This window comes from Christiangramia oceanisediminis (genome assembly GCF_022570735.2).
GTDB classification, from domain to species: Bacteria; Bacteroidota; Bacteroidia; order Flavobacteriales; family Flavobacteriaceae; genus Christiangramia; species Christiangramia oceanisediminis.
In genome coordinates this window covers 212,152-237,298 of sequence record NZ_JANCNS010000002.1, presented here as the reverse complement: position 1 = coordinate 237,298, position 25,147 = coordinate 212,152, and the positions used below count along the sequence as shown (strand labels likewise).

24 protein-coding genes are annotated in these 25,147 nt (G+C 34.8%); 2 read left to right on the top strand and 22 right to left on the bottom strand.

The annotated features are described in order from the left end of the window. Positions 1-8 precede the first annotated feature (8 nt). From MKO06_RS08350 to MKO06_RS08325, 6 genes are all read right to left on the bottom strand, one after another. The gene (locus MKO06_RS08350; protein ID WP_241551723.1) at positions 9-1,160 is read right to left on the bottom strand and encodes a DegT/DnrJ/EryC1/StrS family aminotransferase; all 1,152 of its coding nucleotides are present in this window, start codon (positions 1,158-1,160) and stop codon (positions 9-11) included. Then, a complete protein-coding gene (locus tag MKO06_RS08345; RefSeq protein ID WP_241551722.1) occupies positions 1,153-1,764 on the bottom strand; it encodes an acetyltransferase in 612 nt (203 codons plus the stop codon). Before MKO06_RS08345 ends, MKO06_RS08350 begins: the two co-directional genes overlap by 8 nt. Further along, a complete protein-coding gene (locus tag MKO06_RS08340) occupies positions 1,764-2,369 on the bottom strand; it encodes a sugar transferase (RefSeq protein WP_241551721.1) in 606 nt (201 codons plus the stop codon). Before MKO06_RS08340 ends, MKO06_RS08345 begins: the two co-directional genes overlap by 1 nt. Before the next feature lie 33 nt (positions 2,370-2,402). Next, on the bottom strand, positions 2,403-3,566 hold the full coding sequence (locus MKO06_RS08335; protein WP_241551720.1) for a glycosyltransferase family 4 protein: 1,164 nt from the start codon (positions 3,564-3,566) through the stop codon (positions 2,403-2,405). Positions 3,567-3,705: 139 nt separating this feature from the next. Further along, positions 3,706-4,680 (bottom strand): hypothetical protein, encoded by a 975-nt coding sequence (locus MKO06_RS08330; RefSeq protein WP_241551719.1) that lies wholly within the window; start codon positions 4,678-4,680, stop codon positions 3,706-3,708. A gap of 186 nt (positions 4,681-4,866) precedes the next feature. Beyond that, positions 4,867-5,658 carry a hypothetical protein gene (locus tag MKO06_RS08325; RefSeq protein WP_241551718.1) on the bottom strand — a complete coding sequence of 264 codons (792 nt, stop codon included), beginning with the start codon at positions 5,656-5,658 and terminating at the stop codon, positions 4,867-4,869. A 202-nt stretch (positions 5,659-5,860) separates the two neighbouring features. On the opposite strand from MKO06_RS08325, the gene MKO06_RS08320 reads away from it, so the two are divergent. Beyond that, on the top strand, positions 5,861-6,520 hold the full coding sequence (locus tag MKO06_RS08320; protein WP_241551717.1) for an acetyltransferase: 660 nt from the start codon (positions 5,861-5,863) through the stop codon (positions 6,518-6,520). Further along, positions 6,520-7,461 (top strand): glycosyltransferase family 2 protein, encoded by a 942-nt coding sequence (locus MKO06_RS08315; RefSeq protein WP_241551716.1) that lies wholly within the window; start codon positions 6,520-6,522, stop codon positions 7,459-7,461. The genes MKO06_RS08320 and MKO06_RS08315 overlap by 1 nt, the downstream gene beginning before the upstream one ends. On the opposite strand, the gene MKO06_RS08310 is transcribed toward MKO06_RS08315, so the two are convergent. The 16 genes from MKO06_RS08310 to MKO06_RS08235 form a co-directional block, all read right to left on the bottom strand. Beyond that, complete coding sequence (locus MKO06_RS08310; protein ID WP_241551715.1) at positions 7,432-8,289, bottom strand: glycosyltransferase; 858 nt, start codon at positions 8,287-8,289, stop codon at positions 7,432-7,434. The genes MKO06_RS08315 and MKO06_RS08310 overlap by 30 nt on opposite strands. After that, entirely contained in the window at positions 8,282-9,262 is a 981-nt protein-coding gene (locus MKO06_RS08305) for a polysaccharide deacetylase family protein (protein WP_241551714.1), read from the bottom strand. Before MKO06_RS08305 ends, MKO06_RS08310 begins: the two co-directional genes overlap by 8 nt. Before the next feature lie 18 nt (positions 9,263-9,280). Further along, complete coding sequence (locus tag MKO06_RS08300) at positions 9,281-10,495, bottom strand: hypothetical protein (RefSeq protein WP_241551713.1); 1,215 nt, start codon at positions 10,493-10,495, stop codon at positions 9,281-9,283. A 3-nt stretch (positions 10,496-10,498) separates the two neighbouring features. Further along, complete coding sequence (locus MKO06_RS08295; protein WP_241551712.1) at positions 10,499-11,440, bottom strand: GNAT family N-acetyltransferase; 942 nt, start codon at positions 11,438-11,440, stop codon at positions 10,499-10,501. Continuing rightward, positions 11,437-12,408 carry a glycosyltransferase gene (locus MKO06_RS08290; protein ID WP_241551711.1) on the bottom strand — a complete coding sequence of 324 codons (972 nt, stop codon included), beginning with the start codon at positions 12,406-12,408 and terminating at the stop codon, positions 11,437-11,439. The genes MKO06_RS08295 and MKO06_RS08290 overlap by 4 nt, the downstream gene beginning before the upstream one ends. A 137-nt stretch (positions 12,409-12,545) precedes the next feature. Beyond that, on the bottom strand, positions 12,546-14,771 hold the full coding sequence (locus MKO06_RS08285; protein ID WP_241551710.1) for a glycosyltransferase: 2,226 nt from the start codon (positions 14,769-14,771) through the stop codon (positions 12,546-12,548). Beyond that, the gene (locus MKO06_RS08280) at positions 14,768-15,901 is read right to left on the bottom strand and encodes a glycosyltransferase (RefSeq protein ID WP_241551709.1); all 1,134 of its coding nucleotides are present in this window, start codon (positions 15,899-15,901) and stop codon (positions 14,768-14,770) included. Before MKO06_RS08280 ends, MKO06_RS08285 begins: the two co-directional genes overlap by 4 nt. A 10-nt stretch (positions 15,902-15,911) precedes the next feature. Then, on the bottom strand, positions 15,912-16,811 hold the full coding sequence (locus tag MKO06_RS08275; protein ID WP_241551708.1) for a glycosyltransferase family 2 protein: 900 nt from the start codon (positions 16,809-16,811) through the stop codon (positions 15,912-15,914). After that, on the bottom strand, positions 16,801-17,658 hold the full coding sequence (locus MKO06_RS08270) for a glycosyltransferase family 2 protein (RefSeq protein WP_241551707.1): 858 nt from the start codon (positions 17,656-17,658) through the stop codon (positions 16,801-16,803). Before MKO06_RS08270 ends, MKO06_RS08275 begins: the two co-directional genes overlap by 11 nt. Positions 17,659-17,737: 79 nt before the next feature. Next, entirely contained in the window at positions 17,738-19,189 is a 1,452-nt protein-coding gene (locus MKO06_RS08265; protein ID WP_241551706.1) for a lipopolysaccharide biosynthesis protein, read from the bottom strand. A gap of 17 nt (positions 19,190-19,206) precedes the next feature. After that, complete coding sequence (locus MKO06_RS08260; RefSeq protein ID WP_241551705.1) at positions 19,207-20,490, bottom strand: glycosyltransferase family protein; 1,284 nt, start codon at positions 20,488-20,490, stop codon at positions 19,207-19,209. A 21-nt stretch (positions 20,491-20,511) separates the two neighbouring features. Next, the gene (locus tag MKO06_RS08255; protein ID WP_241551704.1) at positions 20,512-21,588 is read right to left on the bottom strand and encodes a nucleotidyltransferase family protein; all 1,077 of its coding nucleotides are present in this window, start codon (positions 21,586-21,588) and stop codon (positions 20,512-20,514) included. A 7-nt stretch (positions 21,589-21,595) separates the two neighbouring features. Next, entirely contained in the window at positions 21,596-22,204 is a 609-nt protein-coding gene (locus MKO06_RS08250; RefSeq protein WP_241551703.1) for an acetyltransferase, read from the bottom strand. Further along, positions 22,194-23,327 carry a DegT/DnrJ/EryC1/StrS family aminotransferase gene (locus MKO06_RS08245; RefSeq protein WP_241551702.1) on the bottom strand — a complete coding sequence of 378 codons (1,134 nt, stop codon included), beginning with the start codon at positions 23,325-23,327 and terminating at the stop codon, positions 22,194-22,196. Before MKO06_RS08245 ends, MKO06_RS08250 begins: the two co-directional genes overlap by 11 nt. Positions 23,328-23,339: 12 nt before the next feature. After that, complete coding sequence (locus tag MKO06_RS08240) at positions 23,340-23,927, bottom strand: acetyltransferase (RefSeq protein WP_256946166.1); 588 nt, start codon at positions 23,925-23,927, stop codon at positions 23,340-23,342. Between the two features lie 8 nt (positions 23,928-23,935). Beyond that, positions 23,936-25,126 carry a UDP-N-acetylglucosamine 4,6-dehydratase gene (locus MKO06_RS08235; protein ID WP_241551701.1) on the bottom strand — a complete coding sequence of 397 codons (1,191 nt, stop codon included), beginning with the start codon at positions 25,124-25,126 and terminating at the stop codon, positions 23,936-23,938. Between the last annotated feature and the right edge of the window lie 21 nt (positions 25,127-25,147).

Below are 25,147 nucleotides of genomic sequence, written 5' to 3'. Positions count from 1 at the left end.
ATGTGTTTTTATTTTTTCAAACAATTCATAATTGCCTGTTCTATCCTGGATCTATCTGAATCTGTAAGATTAGATCCACTGGGCAAACATAAACCTGAGTTGAACTTCTTTTCCGCAACCTGCGTGCCATAAAACGGATAATCCTTAAATACGGGTTGCATATGCATCGGTTTCCACAAAGGTCGACTTTCAATATTCTCTTTTAATAAATATTCTCTCAGTTCTTCTTTATTTACACCTAATTTCTTTTCATTCAACTCAATTACACTTAACCAATGGTTACTAAAATATTGGTCATCAGGTGCATGAAAGACCGTCACTCCATCAATTTTATCGAACAAATTTACATAAAAATGGAACATATCCCGTCTTGCCTGTACCCTTTTATCTAAAACCTCCATTTGCCCCAGGCCAATTCCTGCACAAATATTGCTAAGCCTGTAGTTATAGCCAACTTCACTATGTTGATAATGCGGAGCATCGTCCCTTGCCTGGGAACCAAGGAAAATAGCCTTTTTCTTTACTTCTGCACTTTTGGTTACCAAAGCACCACCTCCGGAAGTAGTGATGATCTTATTTCCATTAAAAGATAGAATCGAAAAATCACCAAATGTACCACATTTTCTGTTCTTATACGTACTTCCAAGCGCTTCTGCACTATCCTCAATTACGGGAATATCATATTGCCGTGCCACATTATGTACAGCTTCAACATTATACGGCATTCCATACAGGTGAACAGCAATTATAGCTTTTGGCTTCTTCCCTTTTGAAATCCTACCTTTAATAGCTCGTTCAAGTTGTTCAGGGCAAATATTTAACGTCTCTGGCTCACTGTCGATAAAAATAGGCACAGCTCCCTGATAAATGATCGGATTTGCAGATGCCGCGAAAGTCATACTCTGACATATGACTTCGTCTCCACTTTTCACCCCCAACAAAATTAAGGCTAAATGCAGTGCTGCAGTCCCGGAACTTAATGCAGCAACTTCAATTTTACTTTGCGGGTCATTATCCAGATAGGATTTTATACTTTTCTCAAATTGAGTAACATTAGGACCCAGCGGTGCAATCCAGTTCTCAGCGAAAGCTTTATTAATATAGGTTTGTTCGTTTCCTCCCATATGCGGGGAAGACAACCAAATCTTTTCTTTATCCATTTTGATGGGTATTGTATTTTATAATTTTACCAGGATTACCTACTACCACAGCATTATCTGGAATATCATTTATAACCACAGCTCCGGCACCTATAGTAGCCCATTTTCCAATATTTATGCCTGGAATAACCGAAGCACCGGCTCCAATTTGGGTTCCTTCGCCAATTCGAACTCCACCTGTTATTACTGTGCCAGGAGAAATATGAGCAAAGTTCCCTATCATCACATCGTGTTCAATAATACATGAAGTATTCAAGATGCAGTGTTCCCCAACTTCTGCTGAAGCGTTCACCACAGCCTTTGCCATTACCACACTACCATCCATAATTTCTGAATATTCTGAAATAATAGCAGAATTATGAATTAAGGCTTTAACAGGTTTAACAGGATATTTTTCTGAAAGTTCCTTTCTTATATGATTATTACCAATGGCATAGACTATTTCCTGATTCTCATCTTCTGGTAATTTATGCAAAACAGGTAAACCTAGCAGAGATCTGATTTCAAGATTATCATCTATGATATAATCTATAGTTCCATGCCTTCCTGATCTAATTATATCAATAATAACTTTTGAATGTCCGCTTGCTCCGTAAATAATCATTAGTTATGCCCGTTAAATGGTTCGGTAGTTGCCATATTCTTCGTATTAATTCCTTCAGCAAACAAAACCTTTTTCACCGTTTTAAATAAGATTTTTAGATCAAGTAAAAATGAAATGTGCTCAACATACCAAACATCATATTCAAATTTCTGACTCCAGCTAATAGCATTGCGCCCATTTACCTGTGCCCATCCTGTTATTCCTGGTTTTACTAAATGTCTTTTTTTCTGCCTCTCATTATAAAGTTCTAAATATTGAGGTAATAACGGCCTGGGGCCAATTATACTCATATCACCTTTTAAAACATTGATCAATTGGGGAACCTCATCGATCGAAGTTTTACGCACAAATTTCCCAACCGTAGTTAAGCGATCTTCATCTGGTAATAATTCTCCGTTGGCAGCCCTTTCATCGGTCATGGTTTTGAATTTAACTATTTTGAAATTCTTACCATAAATGCCCGGCCTATTCTGCAAAAAGAATGGCTTACCATTATTTTTCACCAGAAGGAGAAATGTGATAATGATTAGTAACGGACTAATGAGTACCAGGCCTATTAACGCGACAAAAAAATCAAAAAATGGTTTAACAAGCTTGGTATACATCAATAAAATTGAAATCTATTAATTTCCGCGAATTTAATCATGTTTATAGAGCAGCTCTAATTCTTTATATTCTTTTAACAAAATATCCCAGAATTGTGCTCTTTCATATTTCTCCTGGATCAATTTACGGGCTTTACGAGAGATTCGCGAAAATAACTCCCCATCTCTTTTAATATCAAGCATGGCTTCATATAAGGCACTTTCGCTCTTAACTGGTATAATCATCCCATTTTCACCGTTTTCAACGATTTCGTTACAACCATTGATGTTGGAAACTATCGCTGGTAAACCCATAGCGTTGGCCTGCATCACAACATTCGGAAAACCTTCCCGGTAACTGGGAAATGAGAGAACATCTGAAACGGCAAAATATGGCCTTACATCTTCCTGATATCCTGTGGTGAAAATTTTTGGATGTGTTTTTATGATTTGCATTATCTCTGCATCAAGAGGATCAAGATCATCTTCGAACGGTCCCACCAGTAATAAAGTGGTATCAGGATATTCCTGATTAACTTTTTCAAAAGCCCGCACTAACTCATTTATTCCCTTTTCCCTAACTAATCTACCTACGAATATATAGATGAAATCAGAGTCAGGAATTTCTAAATCTTTCCTGATCTTTCTTTTATCAGAAGTGCTGAATAAGGCCGGATCGAAGTATTTTGTATCAATACCATTCGAACTTCCATGGCCCAATACTTTAAGTTTACTCTCATTAGAGTAACCAAGCTGAAGAATAATTTTTTTTAATTCAAATGAATTTGGGTATACACGCGTTGCAAGGGAATAGGTAAGCTTTTCAACTTTATCAAGGATTTTGCGCTTTTTGCCCTGAACTTCCAGGAGAGGCAGCCCTGCAACAGTGTGTAATCTTATGGGGGTCCCAGCCAATTTCCCAGCTAACATTCCAATAATACCAGCCTTTGGTGTATGGGTATGGATTATCAGAGGATTTTCCTTTTTTAGAAATCTATATAATTTAAAAAGTGCCTTGAGATCTTGAAAAGGTGTTATTTCGCGTGTCATCTCTACTGGAAAGCTCCTAACTCTGTTATTTTGCCCATAGCGTTTTAACCGTTCTTCTTCTGCAGAAATCGCAATAACTTCGTAATGTTTATTCATAAAAGTCAACTGACCTTCAAGCAATTTTTCTAAAGAAAGAGGAATAGTGGTTACACGAACTAATTTTGTCACGAATCAGGGTTTTGAGCGCAAATCTAGGTTTTTTAAGATAATGTCTCTATAAAATTTCATAAAAGGTCTTAGCTAGCATACCATAAATAAAAAACGGGCATTTTAAATGCCCGTTTTTTTAAATCTAAATTTAAACAAATTAGTCTGCAACAACCCTAATCGTTAACTCAACTGAATCGGTGCAATCACCGTCTGTTATGGTGTAAGTAGTAGTGTAATCTCCTAATCTGCTTGCCCTATTGGGATCGTTAAATGCATCTATTAAATCCCAAATTGAAGGATCAAATTCACCATTTCTTGGAACTCCGGGATCTAAAAGACTTAGGTATAACTTCCTAACTTCATCCCAACTTGGGATTGCAGCTGCATCACTTTCTTTCATTTCGCGAATTTTATCAGATCCAGCATCAATATCGCACTCAATTGGATCTGTAAAATTAGGAATAACTTTAATTGTGAGTTCAACCGAATCCTGGCAATCTCCTTGCGTAATCGTATAGGTAGTTGTATAATCTCCTAATTTGGATTCCCTATTAGGATCACCAAAAGAGTCGATCAGATCCCAGATGGATGGTTCGAACTCTCCATTTCTGGGAACCCCTGGAGCTAATAAACTCAGGTATAGCTTTCGAACCTCATCCCAACTAGGAATTGCTTCCGCCTCAGACAAGGTAATCTCCAAGAAATTATCTGGACCCGCACTAAAGGCCTCACAGGGGTCGGTATTTACAGGATCAGCAATTACATTGATGGTAAGTATCACTGAATCTGTACAATCGCCGGTTAAGGAATAGATAGTTGAGTATTCGCCTATTCCTCTTACTTCAAAATCATGGATAAGATCCCATATAGAAGGATCAAAGGTTCCATTTCGGGGAGTTCCAGCTGGTAGCAAACTTAAATACAACTTTCTAACCTCATCCCAGCTTTCGATTGCTGAGGCTTCAGAAAAAGTAATATTCTTAATTTGATCTGCACCCGCGCAGCCAGGATCCCCTGTTTCAGAATTCAGGGAAATAATTTGATCTTCACCGATCTCCTCTTCTATAGGGTCTACCGAACAACTCAATAGACTGAACATAATAAAAAAAACAGGTAGTAATTTTGATTTCATAGCTTTATAATTTAGAATGGATAAATAAATTTACGCCATCCAATCATGCTATTTTAATAATTTCGATATGAGGATAAATTACTTGTTAAACACCTGCGCTTTCCTACTTTAAGAGTTTATTTGAAGTCTTTAAGATTTAATTTGTAGTAGCTCATTTGAAGTTCACTGATTTCAAATAAATCTGGATTATAATGGATCAGCCACTACCCGCAAGGTGAGCTCTACTGAATCTGAACATTCTCCCATTCCTAAGGTGTAAGTTGTGGTATAATCTCCTAGTTGCGTTTCCCGATTAGGGTCATTAAAGTCATTAATTATATCCCAGATACTCGGATTATAAGTGCCAGCTTTTTTAGGTATTCCCGGGTCTAACATGTTGGCATACAACTTGCGAACCTCATCCCAGCTTGGTACAACCTGTGCTTCAGAAAGATATATTTCCCTAACCTGATCTGTTCCTGCATAAAATGGAAATTTTTCAACATGGTATAAGAAATAAAAATTTCCACCCAATAATTCTTCATCCTCAACAAATAATTCTTGCTTATTTCTACCTGAACCAAATTCCGCGGCAGCCGTGACATATAGGTTTTCACCAGCCATGACACCGAGTTCATCAAAATTAAAACTAGCAGTGACTTCACTCATTCCTTTACTTACATTCTCGGAATACGTGAATTTAGAAGTATTCAAATCTCCTTTTCCATTACGGGGAAATGCATTGACATTTTTGGTAAAATGAATACTTATTTTATTTAAATCCAAATTCCCCGTTTTGGTAACTGTTACTTCTAAATAATCATAAAAATTTCTGAAGCTGATAGTTCCTTCCTGCCCGAAATTTAATTCATAGACCGAACAACCGTCAATAGTAGTCGTGGCATTAACTTCCCTAACCTCGTTAGAAGTAATACCATCATCTTCAACATTGCAAGCCACGGCAAAAACCAGCAGGCTCACCAACAATAACTTTCTCATAATTAGTGGTTTGATTAAAAATTTCCTTGAATTTAAATCACCAGAAGTTTAGTAAGAAATTTATTACCATGTTTTCGATATAGATAGCTATTCCCTCGATATAATTCCAAAATTCAAGAATTGCTTAAGTATTATAATGTAAACTCTAACATGAGTTCATCCTAAAAAGGATATATTTGAAGATAAGTTCAATCAATTGGTAATGCGAAAAAACATTATAGTTTATGGCATTGGAAAATATGCTGAATACGTTTCCTATGCATTTCAAGAGGACAGTGGTTATGAGGTTGTGGCTTATACTATAGAAGATCATTTATACGACCCTCATTTACAATTAAAAAAGCCCCTCGTTCAATTTTCGAAAATACATCAAAACTTCCCGCCTGAAGAAAATTCACTTTTTATTGCGGTTGGTAACAACCAAATTAGAAACAGAATTTTTAAAATGGCAGTTGAACTTGGTTATACCTTGCCAAGCTATATTTCTTCACAATGCCGAAAATGGAATAATTTGATAGTAGGAAGGAATACCTTCATCGACGAGGGATGCGTTCTTCAACCTTTTGTTCAGATAGGAGACAATTGTGTTTTATTTACCTCTAATATTGGACATCATACTAAGATTTGTAATCACAGCCTAATGAGCGGAGCAAAAACTGGTGGGAATGTTACTATTGGAGAGTATTCATATATCGGATTGAACGCTTCGATCAAACAAAATACTAAAATTGGAGAAAATTCTATTATAGGAATGAATTGCGCAATAGAGAAAGATACTCCAAAAAATTCTGTTTTTTCCAATAAAGGTACAGTAAAAAGAGATATTGATTCGCAAGTCCTCGGAAACCGTTTTTTAGGATAATGAACTTTGAGAATTTTAAGCTAAAGTACCTGAAGAAAGAGGTGGAACATTATCAGAATTCCGTCCCTGACACTGTTAAGGTAAGTGTTCTGGTTCAAACCTATAACCACGAGCAATTTCTTGAGCAATGTCTTGATTCAATTTTAACTCAAAACACAAATTTCGATTTTGAAATTATTCTGGGAGAAGATCAATCTTCAGATAATACACGTTCTATATGCTTGAAATACGCCAGGGAATTTCCTGGTAGAATAAGGTTGCTTTTACATCAAAAGGAAAATAAAATAAGCGTAAACGGAATAATCACAGGAAATTTCAATGCTATCTACAATCTTTTTTCAGCAAGAGGTAAATTTATAGCATTTTGCGAAGGAGATGATTATTGGACTGATTCCTCAAAGCTTCAGAAACAGGTGGATTTTTTAGAGCAAAATGTTGAATTTTCTTGTTGTTTCCATCGATTTAAAGAACAGGATGTTAAAGGCCGAATGATTTCCTCCCCTCTTGAGCAGCCAGAGAATGATATAACTTCCGAAGACTTACGTTCCATTAAATTTCATCCACTGCTATCCACTTTTTGTTTTCAAAAAATACAAGAGGTTCATTCAGATATTTTGAAGGTATTAAACGTAGACACTTTCATACTTTGTATTTTAGGTTATATGGGAAAAGCAGGGTTTCTAGCAACTATCGAACCTACAATATATAGGAGGCACAAGGATGGAGTATGGTCTTTAGATCGTTTAAAAAAATATATAATAAAACAGAATACATTTATAATCCTAGAAAAATATCATCGGAATAAAGGAGATCTGCATGCTGCTAAAAATTTTCGACTTTATTTAAGAAATATAAGAAAAAGTGCCTTACTGGAATCAATTAGAAACCTGAAAATAATTAGCTGCCTCAAATTAGGTTGGAAGCTTTTTAAAAATAAATAAAATCCTTTTTATTTGTGGTTTCCAATATAAATTTCTGATTTTACCAGCTTTTTTGTAATATTCAATAGCTTCTCCATATCTTCCTAACTTCTCATTTAAATAGCCGATTTGATATAATAGCCTAGAATAAGAATATGAGTCTTTCTTATATAGACATTCATGCTTTATTAAAAGGTGGTCTAACGAATTCAACTTTAGACTAGGTTCGGTACTGGGCCGAAAATTTTCGTTCAAATGATATTTTAAATAAACCTGGGAAAGATTTTTTGTTTTTAAATTTGGAAATTGAGCCAGCCTCATTCCTAACTCATAGTTCTCACCAAATTGTAAATTCTGATCAAATCCGCCAGTTCTAAGTAAGAGTTCCTTTTTATAACATACGCTTCCCGAAAGGAAGGTTGCTTTTAGGTTGTTGTAAATTTTTTCAAGTTTCACAGGTTTCCAGACAATAGATTTTTTTTCAGTTATTTTTAATGCCTTCCAAAAAATTAAATCAAATTGAGAAAAACTGGAGGTTTGAAGGTCTGAAAGTAGACCAGGCAACAACTCATCGTCAGAGTCAAGAAAAATTAAATATTTAGCCCGAGATTTTTTTATTCCAAGATTTCTTGCTGCCGCTACACCCTTATTTTTTTGATAAGAATAGGTAATCCTCGATTCATGCAAATACGGGGTAATATTCTTGCGTAAATCATCAGTTGAACCATCATCCACAATGATCAACTCCCAATTACTATAAGTCTGGTTAATAACACTTTCTATAGCTCTCTCAATAGTATTTTCACCATTAAATACAGGAATTATTATGGAGAAATCTGGCCTATGCATTTACCATTAAATCATTCAGTGATTCCATAGACTGTGATTGAAACCCGTATTTGTGTTTACAGGTCGTAAAATGTTGAAGAATATGGCGTAATTCGTTCAGGCTTTTGGACGGACTATTTCCAAAATTATGTGGATGCCACCAGAGGTGGTAAACTTCGCCATTCTTTGCAGCCTGATAAATTTCATCAACTATTCTCTTCAGCCTCATTCTATCCAGTAAAGTATTGCCAGAAACTGGTCTAAAAAACCTACTTGCTGGCTGCAAGACAACATTTGAATTTTCCTTAATTTTCGCTTGCTGATAGGATTTATCCTTTGTCCCAAGATAGGCATCACCAGATCGAAAGATTTTTTGCATCAAGGAATCTTTTTCGGTTGCTCGCCAGTACCAGGTGTCGGGATTTGAACGTGCGATTTTAATCCCATTACGATTACAACAAGAAAGGTATTCTTCATTTACCTGATTACGAGGGAAAACAATGGAACTCATTTCGATATCTAAGTCTGCTGCAAGCCTTGTAGCTGTTTGCAAATCTGCCTCAAAATCCTCCAACCTCTGCCCTTTCTCTTTTAGATAATAATGAGAATAGGTATGGGTACCAATACTTTGATTCCTGGAATTCTTAATAAGGGAAATAAGATCTGGAGCAAAACATAGTTCTTCGTTTTTGGGACTTTGCACTGCCTTCCCGTATCTATAGGAGGACAGGGCTTCATTTTCATATTCGGGAAGTCTGTCTGGCAAATTAGCATTCCACTCATCCCAGCCTGAATTGAATAACATTCCTACGCAAGCCCAGGTACATGATATGTGGTATTCCTCAAATAATGAGAGAATTTCAGGAATTACTTTTCGGGTATTTCGAAAATATTCAACTTTATCTGTCCATTCAACCTTATCGAAGACTCCCCATAACAATTCAAAATCAAGTGATATTACAAGGCTTCCGTTTTTTTTAATTAATTTATTCATTTGCTACCAAATAATATCCTACGCAGAGTTTAATTCAGACTGTTTCCGGGCAGTTAATTTTAATTTATACTTCTTAATTTTCAATAACTTATCATATTTTTTCTGTGCGAGAAAATAATAAATGACGAAAAACAGAAAATACATGACCATTGATTTCTGACGCATTATGATTCCCAAATTTGACATAACAAAAGACATGGCAAGGGAAGCTAAAAAGAAAACCGTAAGGCTCATTTTCACAGTAGTGGGTGATTTTTTAAGGAAGTTAATGAAATCTTTTCTCAGGATTTTTAGGAATAATAAAAGATAAATCAAGTTTTCTACTGATACAATTAAACCTAACGCGCCAGGAGCATCCAGAAATAAAGGTCTAAACCAAAAGGTAAACAATTTTAACGGCAGCGGATAATTTGTCATGTTTACACCTGAGCCAGATTTAGCTAATTCCGAACCTCTGTCTTCTGAAAATTGTTCAAAACCCTCAACTAAATTTTCTGATTCATCTAATCCAGCCATGCCCAAAATAGTATCTTGCACAAAAATTAAACTCCCTATCATTCCAAAATAAATAAGAAGTTTTTTCCAAAAAGCAATTTTTTCTTGACCAGTCATATACCCTAAAACCGTTCCAGCGGCAATAAATAAAAAAACATGTGGACGAATAAAATAAATCATAACTGAACTAAAAATCAAGATTAATTTACGATTTGCTGGTCTTTTTATTGCATATGCAAAAATCATTAGCCCCATAAATATAGGTGCCCCCTTTCCTAGGGAAGCGGTCCAAAAATGCATATTTGGTAGGAAAAGAATCAGGGTTAGGAAGTCTATATTCTTAAAAATTTTGATTTTCAAAGGGATATTTTCTCGAAAAAAAAGATACGCAAATAAAAATCCCAAATAACCCATCCACGAATATAAGACCATCATCATCTCATAATTAAAATTGAAATAGTGAATGAATGGATAAGATAAAAAATCTATAAAGGTAGTACTTGTCCCAAAATAACTCCACCAACTAGAATCAGAAAGCTTTGGTCGCCAAAAATAGAGTTTGGAATCTGAATTATTAAAAAGTGCATAAGTATAATAGACTCCGGCAAAGAAAAAATGATAAAAAAACAAATAATTCATCTTCCTTCTATCAAAAAACCTATGCTTCTTACTAAAAGATTTGAAAATTCCCTGGCTAACAAGAAATAAAATGAATATTAAAAATACACCGCCTATCATAAATTAAAACAGTTCTAGATCACCTATAGTATACTTCCATTCCTCCTCATTTAAGAACCGAATATGCTTTTCTTCGGAACAATTAATGTTCTTAAAAGTAAGAACCGGACCAAATTTGCCATTCAATTCTAAATTAAATAGTCTACCATCGAAACTATAAGAAATGAAATTAGGCTTATATAAAGTAGACCATTCCCCTATTACTTTCTTAGCCCTCTTTTTACCGATAGTTGAACTGTAGATACATTCCGAAACTCTTAATTCCAAAAAACGTCTTCTATCTTTTAGATAGGAAGCTACAAAGATGTCCTTATCATGGTAGACAAGATAAGGCTGAATTTTGTTTTTCAGGTATCGCCACTGTAGATATCCTAAGGATTTAGGAGTGAATAATTTATTGCTACTTATCAACCTGTTGTTATAATTTTCTAACAATGGCTCGAGATTAGCGTCAAATTCCGATAATTCGTAGTCAGGTTTTTGAGCAATTTTTCTTAACAACCGAAAGGGAGATTGGGGCACAATATTAATTCGAACTTTTCCAACTTCTTTCCAGCCCATTTTTAAGTATCCTGGTTTACTCTGATCATTTGGTGTGTTGAAAACGAAGTGATCTCCGTTTGCTTTTCCTTCCTCCAGAGCTTTATAGGTAAGTTTTTTAAATATTCCCTTACCCTGATGTTTAGGGTGTGTTGCTGTATCTACAGCTCGAAAAGCATCATAGCTATTAGAACCATATTGCCATTTCCAACGCATAAATGCTCGAACTCCAATAATTTCCCCGTTCTCCTCAGCAACCAACACTAAGCTCTTTCCAAATGGATTGTCCACATGTTTGTATTGCCAAACATCCATAGTCTTTTTTGAAGAAGTTTCTCCAAGACTAGCTCGCAGAACATTTATAATAGACTCTAAATCTTTATCGGTTGCTTCCCTTATTATCATAACGTTAGTTCTGAATAATTTTCCTCGAGGTTTTTGACCATAGATTTCAAACTGAATTCTGAAACAACACGTTCCCTGGCAGCTTTTTGCAAATCGTTTAATTTTTCTGAATCTTCAGAAAGGAGTACTAATTTTTCAGATAACTCCATCCAGTTCTCAACATCAACCATAAAACCATCTTTATCATCCCTGATCACCTCCTTTATTCCTCCTGCATTGGTAGTCACTATTGCGCATTCCATACTCATGGCTTCTAAGAGAGCTATTGGTAGTCCCTCAAAGGAAGAACTCATCATAAATATATCCATGGCATTAAAATATGGTTTTGTTTGCTCCTGGAGACCTGGCATTATAATCTTATCCTTCAGATTACAATTTACAACCTCCTGTCTTATTTCATCTTCAAGCGGCCCTGCCCCTACGATTAACCCATATACCTCCCTTTCAGAATTAGCCATAAATGCCATCAAAATCTTAATCCATATTTTTATCCTTTTTTGAAACCTGAAAACAGATACAAGACCAACAACTAGGGCATCATCAGAAATCCCGTATTCCTTTCTTATAGCAGAATCGTTATAATTACGTACAAATTTATCAGTATTCACTCCATTTAGAATGGTCTTTACCGGAATCTGAGGTTTTATATTCTTCTCAATTGAATCTGAAACATCCTGTGAAACGCCAACAGCAAGACTTTGAAAATTGAATGATCTTTTATTCAGTATTTTAGTAACTGGATGATAACGCTCCTGCATGTTATGTTCAGTGTAAATCATTGGTATTTTAGTTTGTTGATGAACGATACGCCCAACAAAACCAGCCCATGGCAAATGACAATGAATCACATCTATCTCATTCGAATTACAATATTTTATAATTTGCGGAAATTTAGCAATTAATTGAAAATTATTCTTCGCCTGCAAGCATTGTACCTTTCCTCCTTTCTTTTCAATCTCTGAGACCATCTGATCTTTCCAGGGAAGAAAATATATAAAATGAAATTCAAATTTATTCTGATCATGAATCGCTAAGGTTTCTGGTAGCAACATTTCAGCTCCTCCTCTCCCCAGGGATTTTATAATATGTAAAACCCGAATCTTCCTCATTTCTCGTTTCTTTTTAAGATGGTTTTCTTATAAACCTGCAAGAAATTTTCTGCTAAAACAGAATTATTGAATTTAGTGGAGACTAATTTTTTGGCTTCAGAAATTTTAGATGACTGATTTTCTTTTAAAGCTACCTCCATAGATTTCACAAATGACTCCAGGTTATTAGGCTTAACCAAAAAACCAGTATTATTATTTAAAACTTCTGAAATTCCTCCCACGTCATAAGCTACGACAATGGTTCTTAGCTTCATGGCTTCTAAGATTACACCAGGCAAGCCTTCAATTAAGCTAGGAAGAACCAGCATAGTTGCATATTTAATATATGCTTCAGGGTGGCGCATTTCCCCGTATAATACAACATCTTTGTCCAGTTTTAATCTATTTACCTCTGTTTCAATTTCCTCTTTTAAATCACCCTCCCCAATAATATGAAGCTTAGCACCAGGATTTTTATTCAGGAACATTTTAAAGATATATAGAAGCTCTAAATGATTCTTTTCAATGGTCAAAGAACCAACATGAACAATATTTGGTCCGCACGATTTATAAGGATTCTCCGAGTCAACATCTAGGTTTATATCTACCCCATTACTAATTACCTCGGTTTTTTGATTCGTAAATGGAAAAAGTTTATTTAAATCCCGTTTAGATGATTCCGAAACTGAAACAATATAGTTTACCTTCTGGAAAAGAAAATGATTAAGTTTTTTAGATAATTTACCCGTGACATAATAACTGGTAACACTCGCATTTCTAAAAATAATTGGGGTGCTCCAACCGAAAAGTTCTTTAGATAACACCGTATATTTAAGGGTGTCTGAGGCATTAGCCTGGACAATATCAGGCTTAAAATCATTGATGATCTCTGCAATCGCCTTCCATCCATAAAAATCTGTATAACGGAGAACCTGTTTTCTTTCTAAGGATTCAATAGGCTTTATGAATGGTAACTTGGCATTTCCATCGTAAATACTGTAAATTTTAACCACATGACCTTTTCTCTCCAACTCATTTCCTAACTGACAGCAAAAAATTTCGGCACCTCGGTATTGCTTTTTCTGAATAATTTGTAGAATTCTAAGCGAATCTTTTTTCTTATCGATCTTAACCTGTATACCCGCTAGTCTAGCATATAAATTTTCAAATTTCTTGGCGTTTTTAACCGGATTAAATTGGTCTATAACTAGGTGCCTGGCATTTTCACCTAACTGCTGCCTAAGCTGAGGATCCATGCAAATTCTAGCTAATTTTTCACTGAAATCCCGTTTGTCAAAATTATCGATTATAAAACCGGTTTCACCATCTATAAGAACTTCTTTTACTCCACCAACATTAGACGCGACCGAAGGCTTCCCCTGCACTGCAGCTTCTAAGATCACACCGGGGACACCTTCCACAAGGGATGAAAGAACGATACAATCTGATGCAGAAAGCAGTTCGGGTATATCCTTTCTAAAACCTAAAAGGTAAACCGCATCCTTTAGATTTCTATTATGAATCTCCTCCTGAATATTTTTAAAAGTAACTCCATCACCTACGCAAACTAGTTTAATTTCAGGATGATCCTTTTTTAAATCTTCAAATATTTCCAGTAACAGAATATGATTCTTTTCAGGACTAAAATTGCCAACATGCATTACAATCTTAGCATCCTTATCAAGCCCTAGCTCCTTCCGAATTTTATCGTAAAACTTGCTTCCTTCAATTTTTTTATTCGGTATACCTCTTCTAATTACTGAAGTTTGTTCTTCAGGATATTCCAAAGTAGTTATTAGATCCTGTATGGATTCTGAACCAACAGATGTTACATGGTCTACCTTGGAAAAAATTTTTTTGTAAAGTGTAAGTTTTATATCCGAATCCAGCCACTCGCTAATAGTACTAATATTACGGTATAGAATGGGTTTTTTCTTAACCATAAATCTTGCAGCAATCATATATTTTAAGGTATCACTACCATTACACTGTATCACATCTGGATCTTCATTTTTAATCAAATCAATAAGACTTCGCAGCAAGCTAAAGGAAAAGTTATTGTGCTTTTTATTGGAAAGATCAACATTTCGCGCATCCTGAACTTCAAGAATATTAGATTCATTTTTATAAAGTCCAGCAAATATTATAGTATGTCCAAGAGCAATAAGCTCCATACTTAAATTAGCGGCAAAAACCTCTGCCCCTCTATACTGACGCTTAGTAACTAATTGAAGAATTTTCATGAATGGATTAATTCATCATAGGTCAATTCATACTTATTTACTATTTTCTTAATGGAAAAATCTTCTATTGCCTTTTTATATGCTAATTGCAATTTTTTTTCCCATAAAATGTCTGTAGCCTCATTCAATTTTGACACAAGATCTTTGATATCACCTGCTTTAAAAGTTAAACTAGTATCACCATTAATACATTCTAGGTTTTCCGGAATTCCCGAAGCTACTATTGGAGTTTTTGAAAACATCGCTTCGACAAGAGCCCCTGGTAAGCCTTCGTAATAGGAGGGGAAAATGAAATAATCGGTCAACGTCAATATTTCCGGTATATCATCTCTTTGACCTAGTAATAAGATTTTTTCTTCGAGGTCCAAAGCTGTTATTTTCGCTTCCAGATCATTCCTTAACGGTCCCTCTCCTACTAAAAGCAATTTACTATTTGGATGTTTCTCCAAGTGTTCTGAGAAGGCTGCAACCAGATCAAGCTGGCCTTTTCTCCCAATCAACCTACCAACACAGGTATAGAGAGTTTCATTCAACTTCTTTAGATCTTTTCGCAAAACATCTGCATCAACGTCTATAAATACTTCAGGATCTCTACCACGATAAATTACTTTAATTTTTGATGTATCGATCTTTAATGCCCTGACAGAAGTATTTTTTATAGTTTCAGAATTCGAAAAAAAATAGTCCACCTTGGAAACAGACATAAAGTCTCTAAGTTGAGTATAAAACAGTTTTGTAGCTCTTACGGGGCTTAAGGTCCTATAGCGCTGAAATCCATAGGTATTGTTCACCAGACTATTGATCAATTTAACAGAAGGCTTACGCTTTAATTTCCTTGAAATAAGGCACGATCTTATCAAAGTAGCATGGATAATCTGCGGATTTTTATCATCCAGAATGGCCTGCAGGCGATTTAAAATTATATGTTGTTTGGTGCCGGATTTGAAATCGAGACCTATAACTTCAATTCCTCTTTTAATATACTCCTGTTTTAATGCGTCCCCCTCAAATAAACTAACCAAAATGGGATTATATTCCGAAAATCTGCTTGCAATTTCCAGAATACTTCTTTCAGCCCCTCCAACCTCTAAGGTGTCAATTATAAAAAGTACTATTTTCTTATCTTCCAAACTTCTGTCTTTAACGGGATAATTGTTTGTGTAGTTTGATTGCTTGGTTTGTAGGGAAAATCCTGAAAATTAAATACAGGAATCCAGCTTTTGCTTTCCCATCCCTGATTTTGCTGTATGTTTCCCTGGCAAGACTAAAATCGTTGTCATACAAAGAAAGCCAGAATAATTTATAATACCACTTCCTGCTCAGTTTAGGATCATTATCGATTATATTTTTATGCTTATCTATAATTGTGGCATATGATTTCTTTTTTTCACTAAAATTCGCTCTAACACTTCCGGGTTGAGTATGGATATTAAGCATAATTTCCTGAAGTATAGTAAAGGTGAAATTTTGCCGTAATCGAATCAGGAAATCTGTGTCGACTGCCGTTCGCAAACGCTTATCAAACTTTAAACCGATAAAACACTCCTTCTTAATCAAAAAACCTCTTCCTATACCTACATGCAGCTCATACAAAAACTGGTTTGGATGTTTTTTAGTTTGAGGAACCCAAATACGATCGTAATAACTCCCGTCTAAATTGACAGTTCTGGTACCCGACCACAAAAAAGAAGCTTCCGGTACATTTTCTAACCGGTTCAATGCTTTATCTAAAAAGTCTTCAAGAAATTCATCATCGCTATCCAGAAAAGCTATATAGTCTCCTCTAGCATTTTGCACACCAACATTACGGGCAACAGCATTTCCTCCATTTTCTTCATAGCTAATATAACGGATTCTTTGATCATCAAACCTATTGACTACCTCCTGGGTATTATCGGTGGAGGCATCATCCACTATCAGATATTCAAAATTCTCATAAGACTGGTTAAGAACACTTCGAATCGCTCGTTCAATTAGGTGTCCTCGATTGTATGTAGGAGTTATAACAGAAATTAGATTACTATTTTCGTTATCCATCATTTAGATTGTTTTTATCAACAATAAACCTAAGTATTTTTATATAGGATTTTAATTTAAATGGCTTTTCTTTAATCGCTTTAATCTGCCACTCAATAGCCTCCTTTTTCTTCCCTATTTTAAAAGCATTATATGCTGATACTTCAGAAAAGAGAAATAGAAGGTTAGGGCCTAAATCTGAATTGTCCTTATATTTATTATACAGATATTTATAAGAATTAAATGTATCAATATTTCTTTTAAGATTTTTTTCTATACTATGGTCACTATTATATTTAAAGGTTACAAAATTTTCAGCTAAAATCTCCATTCCTTTTTTATCACAAATATCTACAAGCCTTATAAAAAGTTCCCAGTTCTCTGATTGCGAAAGGTTAATATCATACCCCCCCACTTCTAAAAAAATTTGCTTACTAACTATATAAGATCCAGATAAATTATTAATTAAATAATTATTGAAGTACGAACCTTTATCTCTCGGATAATTTAATTTGTTAAAAATATCAATGTAGGCACCTGAACAAATTCCCGGCGTTTTTGTCTCCAAAACATTCGAAAAATTTTCGATCGCAGTATTAAACAATTCATCATCGGCATCTAAGAAAATAATATAGTCTCCCAGACTCTCTTTTACACCTACATTTCTCGCTGCAGCAACTCCTTTATTCTTTTGATAAAAATATTTAATTCTGGTATCGTCGTATCCCTTTATGATCTTTTCAGTGTCGTCAGAACTGCCATCATCAACGATTATTAGTTCCCACTTTTTATAAGATTGTTTTACAATTGAGTCTATTGCCTTAGTAATTGTGTGAGCTGAATTATATGTTGCTGTTACTATAGAAATCATAATTTATTTTCAATAATGATTGCGTTTTCAAATTATTCACGTGAATTTATAATGATTAGTAAATTTTGAGATATTCTGTTTATACATTCTTTCTATTTTTAAAAGTAACATATAGTTTCTCTAAATCTTTTTTATTTAAAATATAAGTTAAAAAAGTTATAAGGGTAACTAGACAAAAAGCCTTTAGAATGGGTTTGAATATAAATTCAGAATCAAAATAAAAAAATATAACATAACACATTATCAAAGAGATTAAAGAAGGAAGGAAACCTTTAAAAAACTCTTTTAGAACAATTATCGATGAGAGGTTTAACCATCTCTCCATTACAATTAAATTAATAACCGCTCCTAATATCCTGGAAATCAAAACACCGGATGCAGCACCTACAATTCCATTGTAAATAACCCCTAAATATATTAGTGGAAGATAGAAAACTAAAACTTTAATTGCTTCTATCTTGAATTCAAGACCAGGCAAATTGTTTGCCCTCAATAAGCTAGGGAAAGATGTGGTAATAGTTTCTATTATAGCAGAAATAGCGATTATCTTGATTATGATTAAACTAGCCTCCCATTTATCACCAAAGAATATTAATAATGCATTAGTAGCAAAAAATAAAACGCACATCAAAGGAACTATAGTCAAAGAATTATAAAAAATACTTTTTGTATATATTTTAAATTGCTTACTCTTTTCATCCTGATACTGGGAATAAACCGGAAATAGTACCGAATTAATAACAGATTTGATTTGGGATCTTATTGCATCTGTTATTATAAATGCAAAGGAATAGAGTCCCAACTCAATCTTTCCTATAAACTTACCAATTAATAGATAGTCTCCCTGATTCGCAAATCTTGAAATAAGTGCTGAAGAAGATGTAAAAATTCCAAATCCAAATAAATCTTTAAAAGATTCTTTATTCCATATTAATTTAGGTGTCCACTTAGTGGCAAAAAAATATAGTGGTACAGCTATTAAAAATTGGGCAATAGTATTAAAAATTAATGCCCAGACGCCAAAGCCGGTATATGCCAATATAATCGCTAAGATTCCAGCCCCTATATTGCTGGAATTGTTAATGATTGCCAGTTTTTTAAAATTTAAATCCCTCGTGAGTTTAGCCCGATGAACTAGAATAATGGGATTTATCAAAACACTAACTCCCAAGACCGGAATAATTTTGTTTAAAATTTCTTCCCCATAAAACCAGGTAGAAAATGGGCCAATAATAAATGCGATTATTAAATATATTATTATAGACCATCCAATATTAGTCCAGAACGCTGTATTATAATAGTTATCAGATAGATTTTCCTTTTTTCTTTGAATTAATGCCTGGCCAAATCCTAAATCACTAAATACCTGTATGAAACTTGTAAAAACGACAGCCATTCCAACAATACCAAAATCTTCCGGAAATAATAAACGCGCAAGGAATAATTTTACCAGGAATCTGAAGGCTCGTTGGATTACAGCCTGCATGGAAGTCCAGAAAATTCCAGAAAAAATCTTATTGGTTGTACTCATCAAGTAATTTCATGTGATTATACTATAGGTTTAATTTCAAATTCCTTAAAAACCCTTACCCATTCACCGCTAATTTTATCAATTGAAAAATTATCACTAATTACTTTTTGATTTGATGATCGATGGTCAGCCGTAATTTTAATATTATCTTTCAAGCTTATTAAGATCTCCCTTAGACTTTCAAAATTATCGAAGGTTTTATAATATAGACCAAAATCCCGGAAGGTGTTATACGGCAACCAACTTCCAACGATAGCGAGGTTATTGGTATAAAGAAACTCCGTTAAAAAAGCACTTAGGCCATCAGTTGTAGGACAGTGAATGTAGACGTCGCTAATGATTTTAAGTTTTGCCAACTCTTCCCAATCCATAAAATCTTCAATAAACTGGAATGAAGTAGAAATCTCCTCTGATATTTTTTTAACTTCTTGAAGATATCCTTTTTTATGATCACCATAAGTAAAAGGAAAGATCACATGAAACTCATTAGCTATATTCTCAGGCAATTTGGATAGAGTTTCTAAAAACTGTATATGGTTATTTTCAAAATGACCATTATGTCCAAAGAGAATAATTATTTTTTCAGGAGGTATATTAAAATCTGTCTTAAAACCTTTCTCCCATCCGCTATTTGAAATTAAGTTTGCTGCTAACTCATAATAGCTACTGTCATGTAAAAAACGAGCTCTTCTTATCTTATACTTATATTGAAAGCCAAAACGAGAAAGTAAAGTGAACTCCATTTCAGGAGTTGCCATAGTAATTAAATCAACCGAATCTAAACTGGAGTTTTGAATTTCATGGTCTATCCAGGAATCAATGCGATAGATATCAGAGCCCCAATAAGTCCATATCTCTTCATAATCCTTTTTTAAATATTTAAGGAAAAGGGCGAATATATGTTTAGGGAAGTGTAAATGAATGATATCAGTGTCTGTTTTTCTATCAATAAAGTTGGCATAATAATACGCATTAACATGTCTTAAAAACAGTCTCAATCCTCCATTTGAAAAAATATTGCCTTTTTCCGCAATATACATAGTTAAATCTTTCCAGAAATACCTGTTTAGGAGAACAGGGACTATTGCCCTGCTTAATGTGAGTATATTTTTTAAATCTGGCTTAAAAAAATATACTCTATTAAAAACGGACACAGCTTGTACTTCTATTTGCTTATCCCCAAAATCTTTAAGGTTGAATGCATTAAAGGAAAAGCCGGGTAATTTAGGAGCAATTTCACCATATAATTGCATGATATAATTCGCCTGTCCAATTCCGGCTACTAGAACATTCTTTTTCATGAAGATCTGGTTTAAGGCTTTCTATAGATTAATTCCAGGATAACCCAATTTTTGAGAGGTCTTATTGTATTCATCCCATTGACCAATATCCATCCAGCTTCCTTCACTTACAGGAAAGATCCCAACTTTGCCATTTCTTTCCATTATCTTCTCAATGAGTGTAGTAATGTGGAAAAATTCATCTTCAGGAATTTCTTCCAGAAGGTGAGGCTCCAGGATATACATTCCTGCATTAATAAAAAAGTTATACTCAGGCTTTTCTTTTAATTTTTCCAGTACACCATTCTCTCCAAACTCCAGAGTACCGTAAGGGATCTTAAAGTGCTTTACCGCACTTACAGCAGTGAGTTCATTCCCATTGGACTTATGATATTTCAGCATTTCAGAATAATCATCCTTGATGAGAATATCACAATTAGTAACAAAAAAAGTTTCTTTTAATTTACCTTTTAAAAGGTGAAGGCTGCCGGCAGTACCAAGTGGCTTATTTTCTTCAAAATAATTAATGCTATAATCCCTTTTGGGTTGATTCGCAAAATAACTGCGAATCATATCCTGTTTGTAATTTACTGTCAAATGAAAATTCCTTACTCCTACCTCATTAAAAGAATCTATTATCCACTCCAATACAGGTTTGTCTCCAAGTGGTATAAGGGGTTTAGGGATAATATTTGTAATAGGTTTTAAACGAGTTCCCTTTCCCCCAGCCATGATCACTACGGGGATATCAGGAAGAGTATTTACCATGCCCTTCTTTTCCGAAAAAATCTGATCCCAGAAAATAACATCTATCACGTTCTGCTCTTCATCAACTACTGGCATTGCTTCAATACGATGTTGAAGCATAAGATTACGCACATCCTCCTCATTATCCTGATCTGAAGCGATAATAATCTGGTTCCTTAAAATAGAGCTTATTTCTGCATCTAATGAATGATTAGAAAGGATAGCTCTCTGGATATCTCCAATACTCAAAACAGATTTGAACTTATTGTTTATGCATACAAGAAGCAGTTTTGATCTTACCTCATCCATAAGCTGCATTGCAGATCTTATATTCTCTTCGGGTTCAATTATTAATTTTTTCCAATTATCCATATACCTTTTACTTGGCGGGTATCCCTTTAACTATTTTATTATTCTCAACATTTTTGGTAACAACGGCTCCTGCACCAACGGTCACATTATTCCCAATTTTCACATTAGGCAGAATGGTGCAGTTTGCTCCTATATAGCAATTCTTCCCAATTCCCACATTCCCCAGTATTACGGCGTTAGGAGCAATAGTAGAGAATTCTTCAATCACACAATCATGCATAATATTAGCCCCAACATTTACTTTACAAAATTTTTTAATTTGAACTCCAGCCGAAATATGTGCATTCTGACTGATAATACAACCATTTCCAATTTCAGCAAACCTGGAAATCATTGAATATTTTGAAATCAGTGTGAAAAAGTTATTGGCAAAGCGGGAATATTCTTCAAAAAGCAGCCTTCGGATATTACCGCTATCCGGAGTGATAATCAACTTACTGTTAGGGAAACGTTCCAGTTTGGTTTGAGCTTCCTTATCACCTCCAAGTACCGGAATACCATAATATTCTCCTGTTTTATTATTATCGATAATTGCCATCAGCTCCAGGTCTAAAGCAAGGACCTGCTCAATAACCTCATGAAAACCACCAATAAGAATAACTTGTTTAGACTGCATACTCTTTAAGTTTCTTACAAATATAATCCACCTTCTCCTCTGCCAATTTTCCGTACATTGGCAGGGTGATTAACCTGTTATATACCGATTCGGTTTTGCTTAAACCTCTTTCTTTCTCATCATAATAAATATCGAATAAATGTACAGGAGGATAATGAATACTTGTCTGAATTCCAGACTTATGAAGCAAATCCCTGATCTCATCTCTTGACTTTTCTACATTTTCAGAAAGAACTATTGGAAATATATAGTTTGAACTGAAATAAGGATGATTCTTGAAAGGAACTTTAATGTTGTTCACTGATTCTAAAGCTCTTTCGTAAGCAAATCTCACTTTGCTTCTTTTTTCGAGATCTTCGGGAAGTTTACCCAATTGAACAATTCCCAGGCTCGCTCTTATATCGTCCATTCGATAATTGTAACCTAAAGCCACTACATCATAAGAAGTGGAATGACCTTTTGCACGATTATAAGACATGGTTGTCATACCATGTGAACGCATTAGTTTTGCTTTTTCAGCCAACTCCCTATTATTCGTAAGTAACATTCCTCCCTCACCGGTACTTAAATTCTTATTACTAAAAAAACTGAAACATCCAACATCACCTATAGTTCCAAGCTTTTTATCTTTAAATTCTGACAATGGTCCATGACAGGCATCCTCAATAACCTTGAGATTATTTTCTCTGGCTATAGATAGTATTTCATCCATTTCACAGGCAAATCCTGCATAGTGCATTACCACTATTGCCTTGGTCTTATCCGTGATAAGCTTTTTAATATGTTCAGGATCTATAGTAAGCGTTTCCTCACTTTTTATATCGGCAAAAACGGGTTTAGCTCCTACATATCTAATGGCATTTGCTGTTGCAACAAAGGTCAAGGATGGGCAAATAACTTCATCTCCTTCCTGTAGCCCTAAAACTTCCATAGCAAGATGTAAGGCTACGGTGCAATTGGTCAAACTTACCGCATGCTCTACCTTAAAGTATTCGCAAAACATCTCCTCCAGCTCTTGTGATTTAGGTCCTGTGGAAATCCATTTGGAGCGCAGAACATCAAGTACCGCATTCTCTTCCTTATCGTCATAATTAAGATCGAATAATGGTATATTATAATCCATTGAGTATTGTTTTTATTTAAAGAATTTACCCGCTCCAATTACAGAGTTTTCAATTATTTTCATTCCATTTGAAATGGTAGAATGACTACCAAGAAAACATCCATCTCCTACAGTGCAATCTCCATTAACAATGGATCCTGTAGAAACATGACAAAAATTGCCTATAATTGAGTCATGCTCAATTCCAGCATTAGTATTGATAATACAATGCTTTCCTATTTGTGCATTAGCATTAACAAAAGCATTATGCATAACCACAGTTCCTTCACCTATCCTTGCGTGACGTGAAACATAAGCTCTGGGAGATATTACAGAAGCTATCTTGCATTCATGCTTCTCCAAAAGTTTGGCGAGTTTCAGCCGTACTGAATAAGATTTAATTTGACCAACAGTTATTAAAAAGTAAACCTGATCTTTAGCTAGGTGAGGAATATCTTTATCAGCACCAATTATCTTATAGTCAAGAATATTATGGTTGATAGGGAGATTATTATCAATAATTCCCTTTATAATGAACATATTTTCCTGTTCAATAACATCCAGCACAGAATGGCAGTGACCACCTCCTCCAACTAAAACTATTTCGGGTTTTACAATCAAAATAATTATTACATTTTACTATCCAGATACTTCCCTGTTTCCAGGTGCCCGAAGTTGGGAATCATATAAAAGAAAAGTTCAACAAGCTCCTCTTTGGTCCATTGGTGTTTCTTTCGCATCTCACCTATCACATTCTCAAATTTTTGAAGCTTATCATTTTCAACATTTAATGCATTTTTTATAACTCCCAGATTTGTAAATTTTTCAAGTTCCAGAGTCTCATTATCGGTAAAAAACTCTTCAAAATCCTTTTCTCCTGTGGTATCACTTCCGGTGAACAGGCAAGGCCATTTATTTTGTTGAGGAAGTGTATTGATCAGTTCCCTGGCTTCATCTTCATCCCTACATAGATAAGCTTCATAGCCTCTTTGATTAAGGAATTTAACGGCAATATCGGCGAAGGAAATCAAATGTAGTTCCTCACTAAGTTTAGGAAAAAATATATCCCTGTTCTCTCCAAAAATGCAGGACATCAGGCAAAGTTCCCCACTTTCCTGAGGTGTAACAAAATAACGTTTTACATCATTGGGTGCGACGATCGGTTGTTTTTTCTGAATCCTTTGATTAAACCCGTGTAACAAAGAACCATCCGAAAATGCAACATTTGCAAAACGGGCAGTAGAAATCGAAATGTCCCTGCTTCTTCTCATCAGGAACATTTCCATAATTCTTTTGGAAGCACCCATCATATTAACCGGATTTGCGGCCTTATCGGTAGAAACGCAAAAATATTTCTTCGTTCCTTTATCTATCGCCTGAGCTATGGTCTTATCAGTATTAAATATGTTTACATCTATCATACGCATCAAAGTGAAAGGATCCTTCTCACTTCGAACATGTTTAAGTGCCGAAAGGTTTAAAATATAATCATACTTACCATCGGCTTTAATAAAAGCATTATATTCTATAGAACCTATATCCAGTGCAAATGTCCTGAACTCCCCTTCAATATAACCAAAAGAACTTCTTATATCCCTTACCAGCTCCACAAGATTGTTCTCACTTATATCAACTACATGCAGTTTCTTTGGCTCTCTTTTAAAGATCTCCCTGGTTACTGCCTGCCCTATGGATCCCGCTCCTCCTAAAACCAAAAAGCTTGAATTAGAAACTTTTGATTTAAGCTCCCTTTCATTCTCACTAATATCCTCCAGAAAAAGGGCCTTATCTCTTCCTATTAATTCAAGTATTTCATTCATCTATTAAGTAGATTTAAATCT

What these genes read in the sequence shown, in the direction of transcription:
- MKO06_RS08350 (WP_241551723.1), bottom strand. Translation starts at nt 1,160, where the DNA reads ATGGATAAAGAAAAGATTTGGTTGTCTTCCCCGCATATGGGAGGAAAC.
- MKO06_RS08345 (WP_241551722.1), bottom strand. Translation starts at nt 1,764, where the DNA reads ATGATTATTTACGGAGCAAGCGGACATTCAAAAGTTATTATTGATATA.
- MKO06_RS08340 (WP_241551721.1), bottom strand. Translation starts at nt 2,369, where the DNA reads ATGTATACCAAGCTTGTTAAACCATTTTTTGATTTTTTTGTCGCGTTA.
- MKO06_RS08330 (WP_241551719.1), bottom strand. Translation starts at nt 4,680, where the DNA reads ATGAAATCAAAATTACTACCTGTTTTTTTTATTATGTTCAGTCTATTG.
- MKO06_RS08325 (WP_241551718.1), bottom strand. Translation starts at nt 5,658, where the DNA reads ATGAGAAAGTTATTGTTGGTGAGCCTGCTGGTTTTTGCCGTGGCTTGC.
- MKO06_RS08320 (WP_241551717.1), top strand. Translation starts at nt 5,861, where the DNA reads ATGCGAAAAAACATTATAGTTTATGGCATTGGAAAATATGCTGAATAC.
- MKO06_RS08315 (WP_241551716.1), top strand. Translation starts at nt 6,520, where the DNA reads ATGAACTTTGAGAATTTTAAGCTAAAGTACCTGAAGAAAGAGGTGGAA.
- MKO06_RS08310 (WP_241551715.1), bottom strand. Translation starts at nt 8,289, where the DNA reads ATGCATAGGCCAGATTTCTCCATAATAATTCCTGTATTTAATGGTGAA.
- MKO06_RS08305 (WP_241551714.1), bottom strand. Translation starts at nt 9,262, where the DNA reads ATGAATAAATTAATTAAAAAAAACGGAAGCCTTGTAATATCACTTGAT.
- MKO06_RS08300 (WP_241551713.1), bottom strand. Translation starts at nt 10,495, where the DNA reads ATGATAGGCGGTGTATTTTTAATATTCATTTTATTTCTTGTTAGCCAG.
- MKO06_RS08295 (WP_241551712.1), bottom strand. Translation starts at nt 11,440, where the DNA reads ATGATAATAAGGGAAGCAACCGATAAAGATTTAGAGTCTATTATAAAT.
- MKO06_RS08290 (WP_241551711.1), bottom strand. Translation starts at nt 12,408, where the DNA reads ATGGTCTCAGAGATTGAAAAGAAAGGAGGAAAGGTACAATGCTTGCAG.
- MKO06_RS08285 (WP_241551710.1), bottom strand. Translation starts at nt 14,771, where the DNA reads ATGAAAATTCTTCAATTAGTTACTAAGCGTCAGTATAGAGGGGCAGAG.
- MKO06_RS08275 (WP_241551708.1), bottom strand. Translation starts at nt 16,811, where the DNA reads ATGATGGATAACGAAAATAGTAATCTAATTTCTGTTATAACTCCTACA.
- MKO06_RS08270 (WP_241551707.1), bottom strand. Translation starts at nt 17,658, where the DNA reads ATGATTTCTATAGTAACAGCAACATATAATTCAGCTCACACAATTACT.
- MKO06_RS08265 (WP_241551706.1), bottom strand. Translation starts at nt 19,189, where the DNA reads ATGAGTACAACCAATAAGATTTTTTCTGGAATTTTCTGGACTTCCATG.
- MKO06_RS08260 (WP_241551705.1), bottom strand. Translation starts at nt 20,490, where the DNA reads ATGAAAAAGAATGTTCTAGTAGCCGGAATTGGACAGGCGAATTATATC.
- MKO06_RS08255 (WP_241551704.1), bottom strand. Translation starts at nt 21,588, where the DNA reads ATGGATAATTGGAAAAAATTAATAATTGAACCCGAAGAGAATATAAGA.
- MKO06_RS08250 (WP_241551703.1), bottom strand. Translation starts at nt 22,204, where the DNA reads ATGCAGTCTAAACAAGTTATTCTTATTGGTGGTTTTCATGAGGTTATT.
- MKO06_RS08245 (WP_241551702.1), bottom strand. Translation starts at nt 23,327, where the DNA reads ATGGATTATAATATACCATTATTCGATCTTAATTATGACGATAAGGAA.
- MKO06_RS08235 (WP_241551701.1), bottom strand. Translation starts at nt 25,126, where the DNA reads ATGAATGAAATACTTGAATTAATAGGAAGAGATAAGGCCCTTTTTCTG.